This is a genomic window from Novosphingobium chloroacetimidivorans, assembly GCF_014204535.1.
GTDB lineage: Bacteria > Pseudomonadota > Alphaproteobacteria > Sphingomonadales > Sphingomonadaceae > Novosphingobium > Novosphingobium chloroacetimidivorans.
Map to the genome: position 1 here is coordinate 145007 of NZ_JACHLR010000004.1, position 14790 is coordinate 159796.

General features: G+C 67.1%; 13 protein-coding genes. 7 read left to right on the top strand and 6 right to left on the bottom strand.

The window, feature by feature from the left end; all coding sequences use genetic code 11:
* From HNO88_RS06260 to HNO88_RS06290, 7 genes are read left to right on the top strand one after another with little or no spacing between them, the layout of a single operon-like run.
* Positions 1–1665 (top strand): hydantoinase B/oxoprolinase family protein, encoded by a 1665-nt coding sequence (locus HNO88_RS06260; protein WP_221419856.1) that lies wholly within the window; start codon positions 1–3, stop codon positions 1663–1665.
* A complete protein-coding gene (locus HNO88_RS06265; RefSeq protein WP_184243234.1) occupies positions 1662–2369 on the top strand; it encodes an RraA family protein in 708 nt (235 codons plus the stop codon). The genes HNO88_RS06260 and HNO88_RS06265 overlap by 4 nt, the downstream gene beginning before the upstream one ends.
* The gene (locus tag HNO88_RS06270; protein ID WP_184243235.1) at positions 2366–3580 is read left to right on the top strand and encodes a pyridoxal phosphate-dependent aminotransferase; all 1215 of its coding nucleotides are present in this window, start codon (positions 2366–2368) and stop codon (positions 3578–3580) included. The genes HNO88_RS06265 and HNO88_RS06270 overlap by 4 nt, the downstream gene beginning before the upstream one ends.
* 31 nt (positions 3581–3611) lie before the next feature.
* On the top strand, positions 3612–4394 hold the full coding sequence (locus tag HNO88_RS06275; RefSeq protein WP_184243236.1) for an SDR family oxidoreductase: 783 nt from the start codon (positions 3612–3614) through the stop codon (positions 4392–4394).
* 15 nt (positions 4395–4409) lie between these two features.
* Entirely contained in the window at positions 4410–6311 is a 1902-nt protein-coding gene (locus HNO88_RS06280) for a CocE/NonD family hydrolase (protein WP_221419857.1), read from the top strand.
* A gap of 40 nt (positions 6312–6351) precedes the next feature.
* Entirely contained in the window at positions 6352–7395 is a 1044-nt protein-coding gene (locus HNO88_RS06285; RefSeq protein ID WP_184243237.1) for a Glu/Leu/Phe/Val family dehydrogenase, read from the top strand.
* Between the two features lie 26 nt (positions 7396–7421).
* Positions 7422–8819: an amino acid permease gene (locus HNO88_RS06290; protein WP_184243238.1), complete on the top strand. Its 1398-nt coding sequence runs from the start codon at positions 7422–7424 to the stop codon at positions 8817–8819.
* Positions 8820–8822: 3 nt separating this feature from the next.
* Here the strand turns inward: HNO88_RS06290 and HNO88_RS06295 are convergent, their stop codons facing one another.
* The 6 genes from HNO88_RS06295 to HNO88_RS06320 are packed head-to-tail and all read right to left on the bottom strand — an operon-like array spanning position 8823 to position 14759.
* A complete protein-coding gene (locus HNO88_RS06295) occupies positions 8823–9182 on the bottom strand; it encodes a Rieske (2Fe-2S) protein (RefSeq protein ID WP_184243239.1) in 360 nt (119 codons plus the stop codon).
* 1 nt (position 9183) lies between these two features.
* Complete coding sequence (maiA, locus tag HNO88_RS06300; RefSeq protein ID WP_184243240.1) at positions 9184–9825, bottom strand: maleylacetoacetate isomerase; 642 nt, start codon at positions 9823–9825, stop codon at positions 9184–9186.
* On the bottom strand, positions 9822–11123 hold the full coding sequence (fahA, locus tag HNO88_RS06305; RefSeq protein ID WP_184243241.1) for a fumarylacetoacetase: 1302 nt from the start codon (positions 11121–11123) through the stop codon (positions 9822–9824). Before fahA ends, maiA begins: the two co-directional genes overlap by 4 nt.
* Complete coding sequence (gene hmgA / locus HNO88_RS06310; protein WP_184243242.1) at positions 11120–12439, bottom strand: homogentisate 1,2-dioxygenase; 1320 nt, start codon at positions 12437–12439, stop codon at positions 11120–11122. Before hmgA ends, fahA begins: the two co-directional genes overlap by 4 nt.
* Positions 12440–12445: 6 nt before the next feature.
* On the bottom strand, positions 12446–13501 hold the full coding sequence (gene hppD / locus HNO88_RS06315; protein ID WP_184243243.1) for a 4-hydroxyphenylpyruvate dioxygenase: 1056 nt from the start codon (positions 13499–13501) through the stop codon (positions 12446–12448).
* Position 13502: 1 nt separating this feature from the next.
* Positions 13503–14759: an amino acid aminotransferase gene (locus HNO88_RS06320; RefSeq protein ID WP_184243244.1), complete on the bottom strand. Its 1257-nt coding sequence runs from the start codon at positions 14757–14759 to the stop codon at positions 13503–13505.
* Positions 14760–14790 lie beyond the last annotated feature (31 nt).

A 14790-nucleotide genomic window follows, 5' to 3' on the forward strand; every position in this document is an offset into this window, starting at 1 on the left:
ATGAACAACACGATCCGGCTCCAGGTGCTGTGGAACCGCCTGCTCGCGCTGGTCGAGGAGCAGGCGCAAGTGCTGATCCGCACGGCGTTCAGCCCGCTGGTGCGCGATTGCGGCGATGTGTCGGTCGGCATCTTCGACACCCGCGGCCGCATGCTAGCTCAGGCGGTGACGGGCACGCCCGGCCACGTGAACACGATGGCGGCCTCGGTGCAGCACTTCCTCCAGCAGTTTCCGCTGGAAACCATGCGCGAAGGCGATGCCTTCATCACCAACGATCCCTGGAAGGGGACCGGCCACCTCAACGACTTCGTGGTGCTGACGCCTTCGTTCCACGAGGGACGCTGCGTGGCGCTGTTCTGCTGCACCAGCCACATGATGGACGTGGGCGGGCTGGGCGCCGGTACCGAGGCGCTCGATGTGTTCGCCGAAGGGCTCTATCTGCCCGCGCTCAAGCTGATCGACCAGGGTATCGTCAACGAGACGCTGATGGCGGTGATCTCGGCCAATACCCGGCTGCCGATCGACACCGTGGGCGACACGTACTCGCTGGCGAGTTGCAACGACATCGGCGTGCGCCGCCTGTCGGAGACGATGGTCGAGTTCGGCCTGCATGGCATCGACGATGTCGCCGACCACATCGTCGACACCTCACGCAAGGCCGCGCTCGAGACGATCCGCGCCCTGCCGCGGGGCACCTGGCACAACGAGATGATCGTCGACGGCTATGACGAGCCGCTGCCGCTGCGCGCGACGATGACGATCGACGACGATGGCATCGTGATCGACTTTTCGCAAAGCGCCGACTGCATTGCCAAGGGCATCAACGTCCCGCTGACTTATGCGGCGGCCTATGCCAGCTTCGCCATCAGCTGCGCGATCTCGCCCGACATCCCCAACAACAGCGGGTCGCTGTCGCCGGTCAAGGTCGTCGCGCGTGCCGGATCGATCCTCAATGCGCAAAAGCCCTCGCCCGTCGGCGCGCGCCACGTCATCGGGCAGATGGTGCCCGACCTGGTGTTCGGCTGCCTCGCGCAGATCGTGCCGGAGCGGGTGCCGGCCGAGGGTGCCTCGTGCATGTGGAACATCTCGCTGCGCGGCGTGCTGCCGGACGGCCCGTCGCAAGGCGATCCTTTCGCCCTGTCGGTCACGACCAGCGGCGGCATGGGTGCACGCTTCGGCAAGGATGGGCTGGCCGCGACGGCATTCCCCTCCGGCATCAAGACCACTCCGATCGAGATTGCCGAGGCTCAGGCTCCGGTTATCTTCTGGCGCAAGGAACTGCGGCCCGACAGCGGTGGGCAGGGGCGGACCCGGGGCGGGCAGGGCCAGTTGATCGAGCTTTCCAGCGCGCGGTCGTCGCGCCTGCGCCTCAACGCGGCGTTCGACCGGATCAAGTACCCAGCTCGCGGCCGCTCCGGGGGCGGGGCCGGTGCGCCGGGCGAAATCACGCGCGAGGACGGCACACCCGTGCCGGGCAAGGGGCAGGTGTTCATCGAGGCCGGCCAGCGCCTCCTGATCGCGACGCCGGGCGGCGGCGGCTGCGGCACGCCGGCGGAGCGTTCCCTCGAAGACATTGCCCGAGACCTGGCCGAGGGACGTATCTCCGAGGATGCCGCCCGCTCCGACTATGGTCATGTCCAACCTGTGGCGGGTGGCGCACGATGATCGATCTCGCCCCTGAGTGGCTGGAAGCGCTGCGCGAAAGCTCGGCGGCGACGGTCAGCACGGTGCTGCGCAAGCATGGGTTGCACCGCGTCTCGCTTCGTGGCCCGCGTCCCTTGCGCCAGGGCCAGCCCCGGCTGGTTGCGGCTGCGGCGACAATGCGCTTCATTCCGGCGCGCGAGGATATCTCCACCTCGGAATCCGCGACCGGACCCAAGTCCGCGCGTGGCATCCTGCCGCATCTGCCGCCCGGTTCGGTGATCGTCGCGGCGGCGCATGGCATCACCAATGCCGGCGTGTTTGGCGACATCGTTGCCGCGCACATGCGCAACATGGGGTTTGCCGGCCTGGTCACCGATGGTCCGATCCGCGACCTTGCCGGGCATCTCGCTTCCGACTGGCCGGTCTGGGCCGACGGCACCGTTCCGCCGCCTTCGCCCGAAGGCCTGTTCCTGGCCGACTACCAGGTCCCTGTCGGCATCGGCGGAGTGTCCGTGTTCCCCGGCGACGTGATCATCGCCGACGATGACGGGGCTGTCGTGGTGCCCCGGGCGCTGGTGGAGGCGATCGCCCAAGAGTCGCGCGACACCGAACGGTTCGAGGCCTGGGCACTCGCCGAAGTGAATGCCGGCGCCGCACTGGGGGGGCTCTATCCGCCCAACGAACAGACGATGGAGCGCTACCGGCGCGAGATGGCGGCACGATGAGCACGACTTCGACTATCGCCTCTCAGGCCATGCTGCGGATGCAGCCATCGGCCACGATCGCCTTCACCGAACGCGCCAGGGCGCTGAAGCAGTCGGGCCGCGACGTGGTGTTCCTGACGGTGGGAGAGCCCGATCTCGATACCCCGCAGAACATCCGGAACGCCGCGATCGAGGCGATCCATCGCGGCGAGACGCGCTATCCACCGACGGCGGGCATCGCCCCGCTGCGTGCCGCGATCGTCGAGAAGTTTCGCCGCGACAACAACATGGATGTCACCACCCGCGAAACGATCGTGGCGCCGGGCGGCAAGAACATCATCTTCAACGCCTTCGCCGCCACGCTCGATGCCGGCGACGAGGTGATCATCCCGGCGCCATACTGGGTGAGCTATCCCGATCTGGTGGCGTTCCCTGGCGGCGTTCCCGTGATCGTGCAGACCCGCCGCGAGGATGGGTACAAGCTGACCCCAGCGCAGCTGGAGGCGTCGATCACGCCGCGTACCAAGTGGCTGGTGCTGAATTCGCCCTCGAACCCGACCGGCAGTGCCTATACCGCCGATGAGCTGCGCGCGCTTGCCGAGGTGCTCGATGATCATCCGCACGTCTGGGCCATGAGCGACGATCTCTACGAGCACATGCTTTATGACGATTTCCGCTTCGCCACGCTGGCCGAAGTTGCACCGTCGCTCGCCTCGCGCACTCTCACCGTCAACGGCGTCTCGAAGGCCTATGCGATGACGGGCTGGCGGGTCGGCTACGCCGCGGGGCCGACCGACCTGATCGCGCAGATCGAGAAGCTGACCGGCCAGCAGACCACAGGCACGTGCACCATCGCCCAATGGGCCGCGCTCGAGGCGCTGACCGGCCCGCAGGACTTCCTGACGACAAGCCGGGCGCTGTTCGCCGAGCGCCGCGACCTCGTGCTCGACTTGCTCGGCCGGACCGACCGCCTGGAGTGCGACAGGCCGGAAGGCGCCTTCTACGTCTTCCCGTCCTGCGCTCGCACGGTGGGCCTCACCACGCCCAAGGGCCGGGCGATCGGCAACGACCTGGCCTTCGCCGAGGCGCTGCTGGAAGAAGCCGACGTCGCCATCGTGCCGGGCTCCAGCTTCGGCAGCGAAGGGGCCTTCCGCCTGTCCTATGCCGCATCGACCGAGACCCTGGTCACCGCCTGCAACCGTATCGTCGAATTTTGCGAAAGCCTGCGCTGATCCGCAGGCGATCCTAAGAAGGAACACAAGAATGGATCTGGGAATCAAAGGGCGTACCGCGCTGGTCTGCGCCGCCAGCAAGGGCCTGGGCCGCGCCTGTGCCATCGCATTGGCCGATGAGGGCGTGAACGTCGTGATCGTCGCGCGTGGGCAGGAAGCGCTCGAGGCGACGGCCGCCGAGATCCGCCAGCGCCGGGCCGACGTGACCGTCACCGCCATCGCCGCGGACATTACCACCCTCGATGGCCGGCAGCGCGCCCTCGAGGCATGCCCCAGCCCCGACATCCTGGTCAACAACGCCGGCGGCCCCCCGGCCGGCGACTTCCGCAACTGGGATCGCGACACCTGGATCGCCGCGCTCGATGCCAACATGCTGACGCCGATCGAGCTCATCAAGGCCACCGTCGATGGCATGATCGAGCGCCGCTTCGGTCGCATCGTCAACATCACCTCTGGCGCGGTGAAGGCGCCGATCGACACGCTGGGCCTGTCGAATGGCGCGCGCTCGGGCCTGACCGGGTTCGTCGCCGGCCTGTCGCGCAAGACCGTCCGCGCCAATGTGACGATCAACAACCTGCTGCCGGGACCGTTCGATACCGATCGCCTGAAGGTGACCAACGAGGCCGCAGCGCGTGCCTCGGGCAAGACGGTGGAGGAAGTGACCTGGCAGCGTCGCGACGGCAACCCGGCTGGCCGCTTCGGCGATCCGATGGAGTTCGGCGCCACCTGCGCGTTCCTATGCAGCAATCAGGCGTCCTTCATGACCGGTCAGAACGTGTTGCTCGATGGCGGCGCGTTCCCCGGCACGTTCTGAGGCTTGGATCGGAGTATGGCCGCGATGATGGGCAGGGCAGTGACGATCATCGCGGCGATCGCCGTGTCGAGCGCGGGACTCGCGGACAATCCCGCTGACCTCAGCGATGCCGCCGTGGAGCGGCAGCTGGGTGAAAAGGCGACTGTCGAGATGCTGGCGATGGTACCGATGCGCGACGGGGTCGAGCTTGCCACCAACATCTACCGGCCCAAGGGCGCCAAGGCTCCACTGCCGACGCTGCTGGTGCGCACGCCCTACGGCGAACTGCCCTACAAGACCGCGACCAGCCGCCGCGCCCTGGATGCCGTCGCGCACGGCTATGCCTTGGTCGTCCAGAACGAACGCGGCCGCTACTTCTCGCAAGGCAAGTGGGAGATCCTGGGGCGGCCGCAGACGGACGGCTACGACACGCTGACCTGGATCGCCAAGCAGCCGTGGTCGAATGGCACGGTGGGCACCATCGGCTGCTCGTCTTCGGCGGAGTGGCAGCTGACGCTCGCGGCGCAGCACCATCCCGCCCACGCGGCAATGGTGCCGATGTCCTACGGTGCGGGTATCGGCAAGGTCGGCCGCTATTGGGAGCAGGGCAGCTTCTACATGGGCGGCGTGCCGCGCACGCTATCGCCGGTGTGGCTTTACAGCGTGGACAATCCGCTGCGCCCGGAACTGCCCAAGGGTCTCGATGCCAAGACGCTCGCCCGGCTGGCGCGCTACAACGATCTCGCGCCCAAGAAGCCCGAGGTGAAGTGGAGTGCGCAGATCAACCATCTGCCTTATGCCGACATGCTGAGGGACCTGGGCGAACCATCCGGCCTGTTCGACACGATGATCGCGCGCAAGGGCCCGGCCGACCCGGCCTGGCGCAGCGGCGGGCTGTTCTTCGACGATACCATGAAGGGCTGGAGCGTTCCGTCGCTCTGGTTCAGTTCCTGGTACGACATCACCGTCGGACCCAATATCGAGTTGTTCAATCACGCACGCGCCGCTGCCACCAGCGAGAGCGTGCGCAAGAACCAGTTCGCGGTGATCGGCCCCAACACCCATTGCGCCTTCGACAACCTGGGGCCGAACTTTCGCTCGGGAGACCGCGACCTCGGCGATGCCACGTTTGATACCGCAGGCCAGACTTACGCCTTCCTCGATCGCTGGCTGAAGGGCGACACCCGCGCCTTTGCCGCAAGCACCGCGCCGGTGCGGTTCTTCACCATGGGCGTGAACCGCTGGCAGCAGGCGACGCAGTGGCCGCCCAAGGAAGCGCATCCGCTGCGCCTCTATCTACGCTCGCAGGGCAAGGCGAACAGCCTGTGGGGGGATGGCCGCCTCGATCGCGCCGCACCCGATGGATCGGAAACGGCCGACGCCTACACGCATGATCCCAGCAACCCGGTACCGACGATTGGAGGCGCGGATTGCTGCAACGGCGGTCTGTCGTCCGCAGGCGCCGCGGACCAGCGGCAGGTGGAGGCACGCGACGACGTGCTCGTCTACACGAGCGAGCCGATGACCAGCCCGCTGGAAGTGACGGGCGCGGTCGAGGCGGTGCTGGCGATCTCGTCCGACGCGCGCGACAGCGACTTCGCCGTCAAGCTCGTCGACGTCGCGCCAGACGGCAAGGCGTTCATCCTGGGCGATACGATCCTGCGCGCTCGTTACCGGGACGGGTACGTCGACCCCAGGCCGCTCGTGCCCGGGCAGATCTACCAGATTCATCCGACGCCGATCACCACCAGCAACACCTTCCTGCCCGGGCATCGCATCCGCATCGAGATCGCATCCTCGAACTTCCCCAAGTTCGCGCGCAATCTCGGCACGGGCGGCGACAACGAGCGCGAGGCGACGCCGGTGATTGCGCATAACAAGCTCCATCACCTGGCGGGAAGCGCTTCGTACATCGAACTGCCCGTGGTCGATCGCTAGATCCATCCGGCCGCACTCCCTCATCGACAAGGCAATCCACATGGCAAACGAGATCATCCACGCCGAGCGGGTCGTCCGCCTGAAGGACGCTGCGAGCGGCCTCGACGGCGTCATCGTCATCCACTCCGACGCGCTGGGACCAGCGGCGGGTGGCTGCCGATTTTGGCGTTACGCCGATGAGGACGCCATGATCGCCGATGCCCTGCGCCTGGCGCGGGGCATGAGCTACAAGAACGCCATGGCCGATCTTCCGCTCGGCGGTGGCAAAGCCGTCCTGCAAATGCCCGGCGGACCTTTCGACCGTGACGCCCTGTTCCGCGCCTTCGGCCGCGCCGTCGCCGACCTGGATGGCGCTTATGTCACGGCCGAGGATGTGGGAACCACGATTGCCGACATGGAAACGGTGGCGCGCGAAACCCGCCACGTTGCGGGACTGAGTGCACGTCCAGGCATCGCGGGCGGAGATCCTTCGCCCTGGACCGCCAAGGGCGTGTTCGAGGCTATGCGCGCCGCGGCCCGCTTCGCCCATGACGCCGAGCTGTCGGACCTCACCGTGGCGGTGCAGGGTGCCGGCAACGTCGGTGCCGGACTATGTGCTTTGCTGGCCGAGGCGGGTGCCCGCGTGCTCGTCGCGGATATCTCGCGCGAGCGATGCGAAATGGTCGCGGCGCGGACCGGCGCGACGATCGTCAGTCCGGACGAGATCGTGAACGTGCAAGCCGACGTCTTTGCCCCCTGCGCGCTCGGCGGCGTGCTCGATGCGGCGGCGATCGCCGGCTTGCGGGCGCGTCTGGTGTGCGGCGGCGCGAACAACCAGTTGGCTGACGGCGGTGCGGAAGCCCTAATGCTGGATCGCGGTATCGCCTACGTACCCGACTATGTCGCCAACGCCGGTGGCATTATCAACGTCTCGGCCGAGTACCTGGGCGAGACGTCGGAGCAGGTGGCGGACCGGGTCGGCCGGATCGCCTCGCGGGTGCGCGACATTCTCGAGCGTGCGGCCCACGATGGCATCTCCCCCGCGACGGTGGCCGACAGCCTCGCGCGGGCGCGGATCGGCGAAGCCGTGCCCGCGACTGCCTGAACCGACAGAAAAAGGGAGGAAGAGCCATGCGTAACTGGAACCGCCGCAAGTCGATCGCGGTCGAGGCCCTTCCTTCCGAGCACACGCTGCGGCGGACGCTGAGCTGGTGGCACCTGATCGCCATGGGCGTGGGTGCGATCATCGGCACCGGCATCTATACGCTGGTGGGGATCGGTGCCGGTCTTGCGGGGCCTGCAGTGGTGCTCTCCTTCGCGATCGCCGGAGCGGTCTGCGCCTGCGCGGCCTTGTGCTACGCCGAAGTGGCGACGGCCATTCCCGCCTCCGGCTCGGCATATACTTATTCCTACGCGGTGGTTGGTGAACTCATCGCCTGGATCGTGGGCTGGAGCCTGATCCTGGAATACTCGCTGGTGGTCAGCGCCGTCGCGGTGGGATGGTCCGGCTATGTGGTGGGCACTCTGTCGGCCATCGGGCTACCGCTGCCGGTGGCGCTCACCGCCGGTCCGCACGCGGGTGGGCTGTTCAATCTGCCTGCGGTGTTCATCGTCTTCGCCGTCGCCGGAGTGCTGACGATGGGCACGCGCGAGAGCGCGACACTCAATGCCGCCCTCGTCGGGGTAAAGATCGTCGCGTTGATCCTGTTCATCTCGGTGGCGCTGCCGCACTTCGATGTCGCGCAGTTCAAGCCGTTCATGCCCTACGGCTTCTCGCCGCACGAGATCGACGGCAAGCAGCACGGCGTCATGGCGGCGGCGGCGATCATCTTTTTCGCCTTCTATGGCTTCGATGCGATCTCCACCGCAGCCGAAGAGACCAAGCGGCCCGACCGTGACTTGCCGATCGGCATCGTCGGCTCGATGGTGATCTGCACGGCCATCTACGTCGGCGTGGCGGCGGTCGCCATCGGGGCGATGCCGTTCACGGCTTATGCCGACAGCCCCGAGCCGCTGGCGCTGATCCTGCGCAGCCTGGGTCAGGGCAAAGTTGCGGTGATCATCGGCGCGGCGGCGATCGTCGCGCTGCCCACTGTCATCCTCGCCTTCCTGTTTGGCCAGAGCCGCATCTTCTTCGTCATGGCGCGCGATGGCCTGCTGCCCAAGTCGCTCGCAAAGGTCAGCACGCGAACCGGTGCGCCCGTGCGCATGACGCTGGGCACTGCGGCAGTGGTCTCCGTGCTGGCGGGACTGGCGCCGCTGGACGAGATCGCCGCGCTTGCCAATGCCGGCACGCTGGTCGCGTTCATCGCCGTCGCCGCGTGCATGCTCATCATGCGCCGCCGGGATCCTGACGGTCCGCGCAAGTTCTCGACGCCGCTGCCGTGGCTGATCGGGCCCTTGGCGATCGGCGGCTGCATCTACTTGTTCTGGAGCCTGCCGGGCACGACCAAGCTGTTCTTCGGGCTGTGGAACCTGCTGGGCCTGGCGCTCTACGCCTGGGTCGGGCGCTCGGCAGCGATCCGATAGGCGTCAGGCCGTCACGATCCAGCCATCGGCTACGGTGACCGGCCAAGCGGTGAGGGCGGCGCCGGCGCAGGGCCCGCCGACGCAATGGCCGTCCTCGACGCGGAACAACGCGCCGTGCCAGCTGCAGACGATCTGGGATCCGCCCGGTGCCAGGTAGTCGTCGAGCGTCTGTGCCAGCGGCAGGCCGGCGTGCGGACAACGGTCCACGTATCCGAACACGGCATCACCCCGACGAACGACGAAGCCGTGAAAACGGCCGGCACGCATGGCGAGCACGAAGTTGCGCGCGCTGCTTTCGGCGATGTCCACCAGCGGACAAAGTCGCACTCCGGCGGGCGTTGCCGAGAGCCAGGGTTCGGCCATGTCAGCCTTGCGCGTCTGGCTGCATCGCGGGATGCGCAGCGGCGACGGCCGGCAGGGCGCGGGCGGCTTCGGTCGCCGCCTGCAAGCGCGGATAGGCGCTAAGATCGATGGCGAACCGCTCGGCATTGTAGACTTGCGGGACGAGGTAGCAATCGACCATGCCGGGCGCATCGCCGAACGCGAACGTGCCGCCATGCCGGGCGATCAGCTGCTCCAGCGCGGTGAAGCCGGCATCGATCCAATGGGTCATCCAGGTGCCGATCTGCGCTTGGTCCGCGCCAAAATCCTGCCGCAGCACGTCCAGCACGCGAAGGTTGTTGATCGGGTGGATATCGCACCCGATCACCGCCGCCATGGCGCGGACGATAGCCGCTTTGTCCGGATCGGCGGGCAGCAGCGGCACGTTGGGGTAGCGCGCGTCGAGCCACTCCAGGATTGCCGGACTTTCAATCAGGGCCCCGCCGTCATGGACCAGAGTCGGCACCAGGCCATGCGGTGCAATCTCTAAGTAATCGGGCGCGCGCTGCTCGCCGTGGCGCAAGTCGTGCGTGACCTGCCGGTATTCCAGTCCCTTCAGGTTGAGCGCAATGCGCACCCGATAGGCGGCGCTGGAGCGCCAGTAGCCATGCAGGACCAGGCTCATGTCGCCGGTAGCACCACGGCGCGGCACTCGCCCAGGCCGATCGAGGCATAGCCCTCGCGCGACGCCGTGGCGGTCAGGATGACCTCGTCGCCGTCCTCCAGGAAGCTGCGGCTTTGGCCATTGGGCAGTGCGATCGGCTCCTTGCCGCCGATGCTCAGTTCCATCAGGCTGCCGAAGCCCTCCCGCTCGGGCGCGGAGATGGTGCCGGTACCCAGCAGGTCGCCTGGCTGCAGGTTGCAGCCGTTGGAGGCGTGATGGGCGACGATCTGGTTGACCGTCCAGTACATGTTGCTTGCCGGTCCGCGGCTGAGGCGATGCGGTGCCGTGCCCTGCTCGCGCATCTCACGGGTGGAGAGGAACACCTCCAGTGTCAGCGCCAATGCGCCATGTGCCTGATCCGTCGCGTCGAACAAGTAGGGCAGGGGTGCGGGGTCGCCTTCCGGCCGGGCTGGCTGCGCCTGACGGAAGGGCGCCATCGCCTCGGGCGTGATCACCCAAGGCGAGATCGTGGAGTGGAAGTTCTTCGCCAGGAACGGCCCGAGCGGTTGATACTCCCAGGCCTGCAGGTCGCGCGCCGACCAGTCGTTCAGCAGGCAGAAGCCGGCGATGTGGTCGCCCGCCTCGGCGACCGGTATGGGCTCGCCAAGCGCATTTCCAGCGCCGATCCACACGCCCAGTTCCAGCTCATAGTCGAGCCGCGCGGTGGGCGCGTATGTCGGCGCATCCGCATCGGGCGCCTTGCGCTGGCCCTTGGGGCGCACCAGCGGCACGCCCGACACGCGGATCGAGGACGCGCGGCCATGATAGCCGATCGGCACATGCTTGTAGTTGGGCAGCAGCGGATTGTCGGGACGGAACTGCCGGCCGATATTGTTGGCGTGGTGGATGCCGACATAGAAATCCGTGTAGTCGCCGATACGCGCAGGCAGATGCAGGACGCACGTCGCCGAAGGGCGCAGGAGCGGCTCGATCGCGGGGCGCTGGGCGGCGTCGCACAGCAGCTTGCTGAGCGCGGTGCGCAAGGCCCGGCGCTCGTGAGCAGGCAGCGCGAGCAGCGCGTTGAGCGTCGCCTCGCCGCACGCCGCCGCTGCTGCCGGCGAGATCAGGCCCAGCTCTGCGACGGCGCGCAAGTCCAGGATCGCATCGCCAATGGCGACGCCCGCCCGCGGCTCGGCGTTCTCGAACGAGAAGATGCCGAACGGCAGGTTCTGCACCGGAAACACCGGATGCCCGGCCGCGCCCGGCACCCAGCTCGTCAGCGACGCCTCATGGGTTTCGTCGGTCTGCCACCAGGTCATCGTTGGTCCTCTCCTGCCTGCGTCGGCAGCTGCGCCTTGCGAAAGCCGCTCCAGCAGGCGTCGTAATCATCCTGCAGCAGCTCCGTCTCCATCGCCCAGCGGGTAGGACGGATCGGGTGCCGGCTCTCGAACATGAACGCCATGGTATCGGCAAGATAGTGTGGGGTGAGTTCGGCGGTGACGGCGTTCTCGTAGCTGGAAGCATCGGGTCCATGGCTCGACATGCAGTTATGCAGGCTCCCGCCACCAGGTGCGAAGCCGCCGGCCTTGGCGTCGTAGGTACCGTGGATCAGACCCATGAACTCGCTCATCACGTTGCGGTGGAACCAGGGCGGCCGGAACGTGTCCTCAGCCACCATCCAGCGCGGCGGAAAGATCACGAAATCGATGTTCGCAGTTCCCGGCGTGTCGCTGGGCGAAGTCAGGACGGTGAAGATCGACGGGTCCGGGTGATCGAAGCTGACGGTGTTGATCGTGTTGAAGCGCCGCAGGTCGTAGCGGACCGGGGCCAGATTGCCATGCCAGGCGACGACATCGAACGGCGAATGATCCAGCCTTGTGGCATAGAGCCGCCCCTGGAACTTCTGGATCAGCTGGTAGTCGCCCTCGCGGTCCTCGTAGGCGGCGTGCGGTGCCTCGAAGTCGCGCGGGTTGGCAAGGCCGTTGGAGCCGATCGGGCCCAGGTCCGGCAGACGCAGCGAAGCACCATAGTTCTCGCAGACATAGCCGCGCGCGGTCCCGTCCGGCAGCTCGACGCGGAAGCGCAAGCCGCGGGGGATCACCGCGATCTCGAGTGGCGCGACATCCAGGATACCCATCTCGGTGACGATCCGGAGCGCGCCGTGTTGCGGCACGATAAGCAGTTCGCCATCGGCCGAGAAGAACGCGCGGTCCGTCATCGCCAGGTTCGCGGCATAAAGATGGATCGCGCAGCCGTGGCCTGAGGCCGGGTCGCCGTTGCCGGCATAAGTGACCAGGCCGTCGACGAAGTCGGTCGCCGCGCCGGGCAGGCCCGGCGGGTTCCAGCGCAGCCGGTTCGGTGAGGCGGGAACCTCGTCGAACGGGCCGGACCGGATCAGCGAACCACCGGAGTAAGGCTCATAGCGGCCATGCGCGGCACTGGGCAGCAGCCGGTAGAGCCAGCTGCGGCGATTGTCGTGGCGCGGCGCGGTGAACGCCGTGCCCGAGAGCTGCTCGGCATAGAGCCCGAAGGGCACGCGCTGCGGCGAGTTGCGGCCGATCGGCAAGGCGCCCGCCACCGCCTCGGTCGCATGGTGGTTGCCGAAACCGACGAGTGGTGCGTTCCGGTGGGACATGGCGCCTCAGTCGACCACGATCACGCCGCGGCGGATCTGGTCGAGCTCGATGCTTTCGAACAGGGCCTGGAAGTTGCCGTTGCCGAAGCCCTCGTTGCCCTTGCGCTGGATGATCTCGAAGAAGATCGGGCCGAACATGTTCTCGGTGAAAATCTGCAGCAGCAGGCCCTCATCGTTCTCGACGCTGCCGTCGATGAGGATGCGGTTGCGACGCAGGCGCTCCACATCCTCGCCGTGGCCGGGTACGCGCTTGTCGACGAGCTCGTAATACGTCTCGATGGTGTCCTGCAGCTTGACGCCGCGCGCCCGCAGCCGCTCGACAGTATCGTAGATGTCCGGAGTGGTGAGGGCGAGGTGCTGGATACCCTCGCCGTTGTACTGGCGGATGAACTCCTCGATCTGGCTTTTGTCGTCCTGGCTCTCGTTCAGCGGGATGCGGATCGCCTTGTCGGGCGCGATCATCGCCTGACTGAACAGACCGGTCGCCTGGCCCTTGATGTCGAAGTACTTCTGCTCCTCGAAGCCGAACAGCGTCCGGTAGAATTCGCTCCACACGCGCATCTGTCCGCGACGGACGTTGTGGGTAAGGTGATCGAGCAGGTCGAGGCCGACGCTGTTGGCCGCTTCCGACTCGCGCCAGCCGGGAAACTCGGCCCAGTCCGCATAAAGATCTTCGCCGTCCTTGACGAAGTACAGGTACGAGCCGCCGATTCCCTGAATGACCGTGTCATCCTCGTCCGTCGGCTTGCCACCGTGCTCCAGCGCCCAGCGCATCGCTGCCGCCGGATCGGCGACGCGGAACGCCATGGCGCTGGCGGAGGGGCCGTGCTCGCCGCGGAAGGCCGCCACGCGGCCGGCATCGTCGCGGTTAAGCATCAGATTGATGCGGCCCTGCTTGTATCGGGTGATGTTCTTCAGCGGGTGGCGATGCGTGGCCACGAAGCCGAGCTGCTCGAACTGCGCCGCCATGGCATCCGGATCGGGAGAGGTGAACTCCACGAATTCGAAGCCGTTGAGCCCAAGCGGATTGTCGAGCTGCTGGTCGGTGAGGGTGGTCGTCATGTCAGGCTCCCAGGTCTTCAGGCAGATAATGTCGCAGCGCATCCAAGAGATCCGGAACGGTTGCGAGCGTCAGTCCACACAAGTTGATGCGGCCGTTGCCGGCCATGTAAACGCCGCGTTCGGCGCGCAGGGCGGCGATCTGCGCGGGCGCGAGCGGCAGCAGGGCGAACATGCCACGCTGCCGCGCCAGCGGTGCAAGAGCGGGATGGCTGGCGCCGAGAGCTTCGCGCAAGGCGTTGATCCGTCCGCGCATGGTGTCCAGTTCGGCGGACCACTTCGCGCGCAGATCGTCGGCTTCGAGCACGGTGCGCACGACGGCGGCGCCGTGATCGGGCGGCATCGACCACAAGCTGCGGGCAAGGGCCAGCATGTTGCTATAGACGGCATCACTGCGCTCGCTCGATTCGGATTGCACCCACAAGGCGCCAACTCGGTCGCGGTACAGGCCGAAGTTCTTGTCGCAGCTGTAGGCGACCAAGGCATCGGGAAGTTCGTTCAGCAGCAGGCGCGTCGCCGCCGCGTCCTCTTCCAGGCCGTCGCCCAGGCCTTGATAGGCAAGGTCGAGGAACGGCGTCAGTCCCTTCCGCTCGCACAGGCCGGCGATTTGGCGCCAATCGGCCGGGCCGAGCGTTGCACCCGTCGGGTTGTGGCAGCTTGCCTGCAGAAGGATCACGTCGCCGGGCCGAGCGTGCGCCAGATCGGCAAGCATACCATGCACATCGACCTCGCGGTCGCCGGCGCGATAATAGCGATGGGTGCGCATCCGCAGACCGGCTTGGGTGAAGATCGGACCGTGGTTGGGCCAGGTCGGCTCGCTGGTCCAGACCGTCGCGCCAGGGGACGCGCGCGCCAGCAACTCGGCGCCCAGCCGAAGCGCTCCGGTGCCGCCGGGCGTCTGAACCCCGACCAAGCGGTCCGATCTCGCGAGGCTTTCGCCCAGCGCGAGCTGCGCCAGCAGTGCGGTGTAGACTACATCGCCTTCCGCGCCGAGATAGGCCTTGGTCGGCTGTGTCTGCCACAACAGACCTTCCGCAGCCTTTGCGGCTGCCATGACGGGCGTCCGGCCTTGCTCGTCACGATAGATGCCGACGCCGAGATCGATCTTTCCAGGACGGCTATCCTCGCGATAGTGGCGGATGATCGCGAGCAAGGCATCGGGCGCCTGCGGCTCAAGATTGCGCCAGAAGGTGTCGGCGGACGCCGAAGGAGCAGAAGCGCGAGGTTCATCGAGAGCGAGGGGATGGTCGAGCCTGGTCATGCACGCAGTTTCTCACGATTGAACAGGAAAA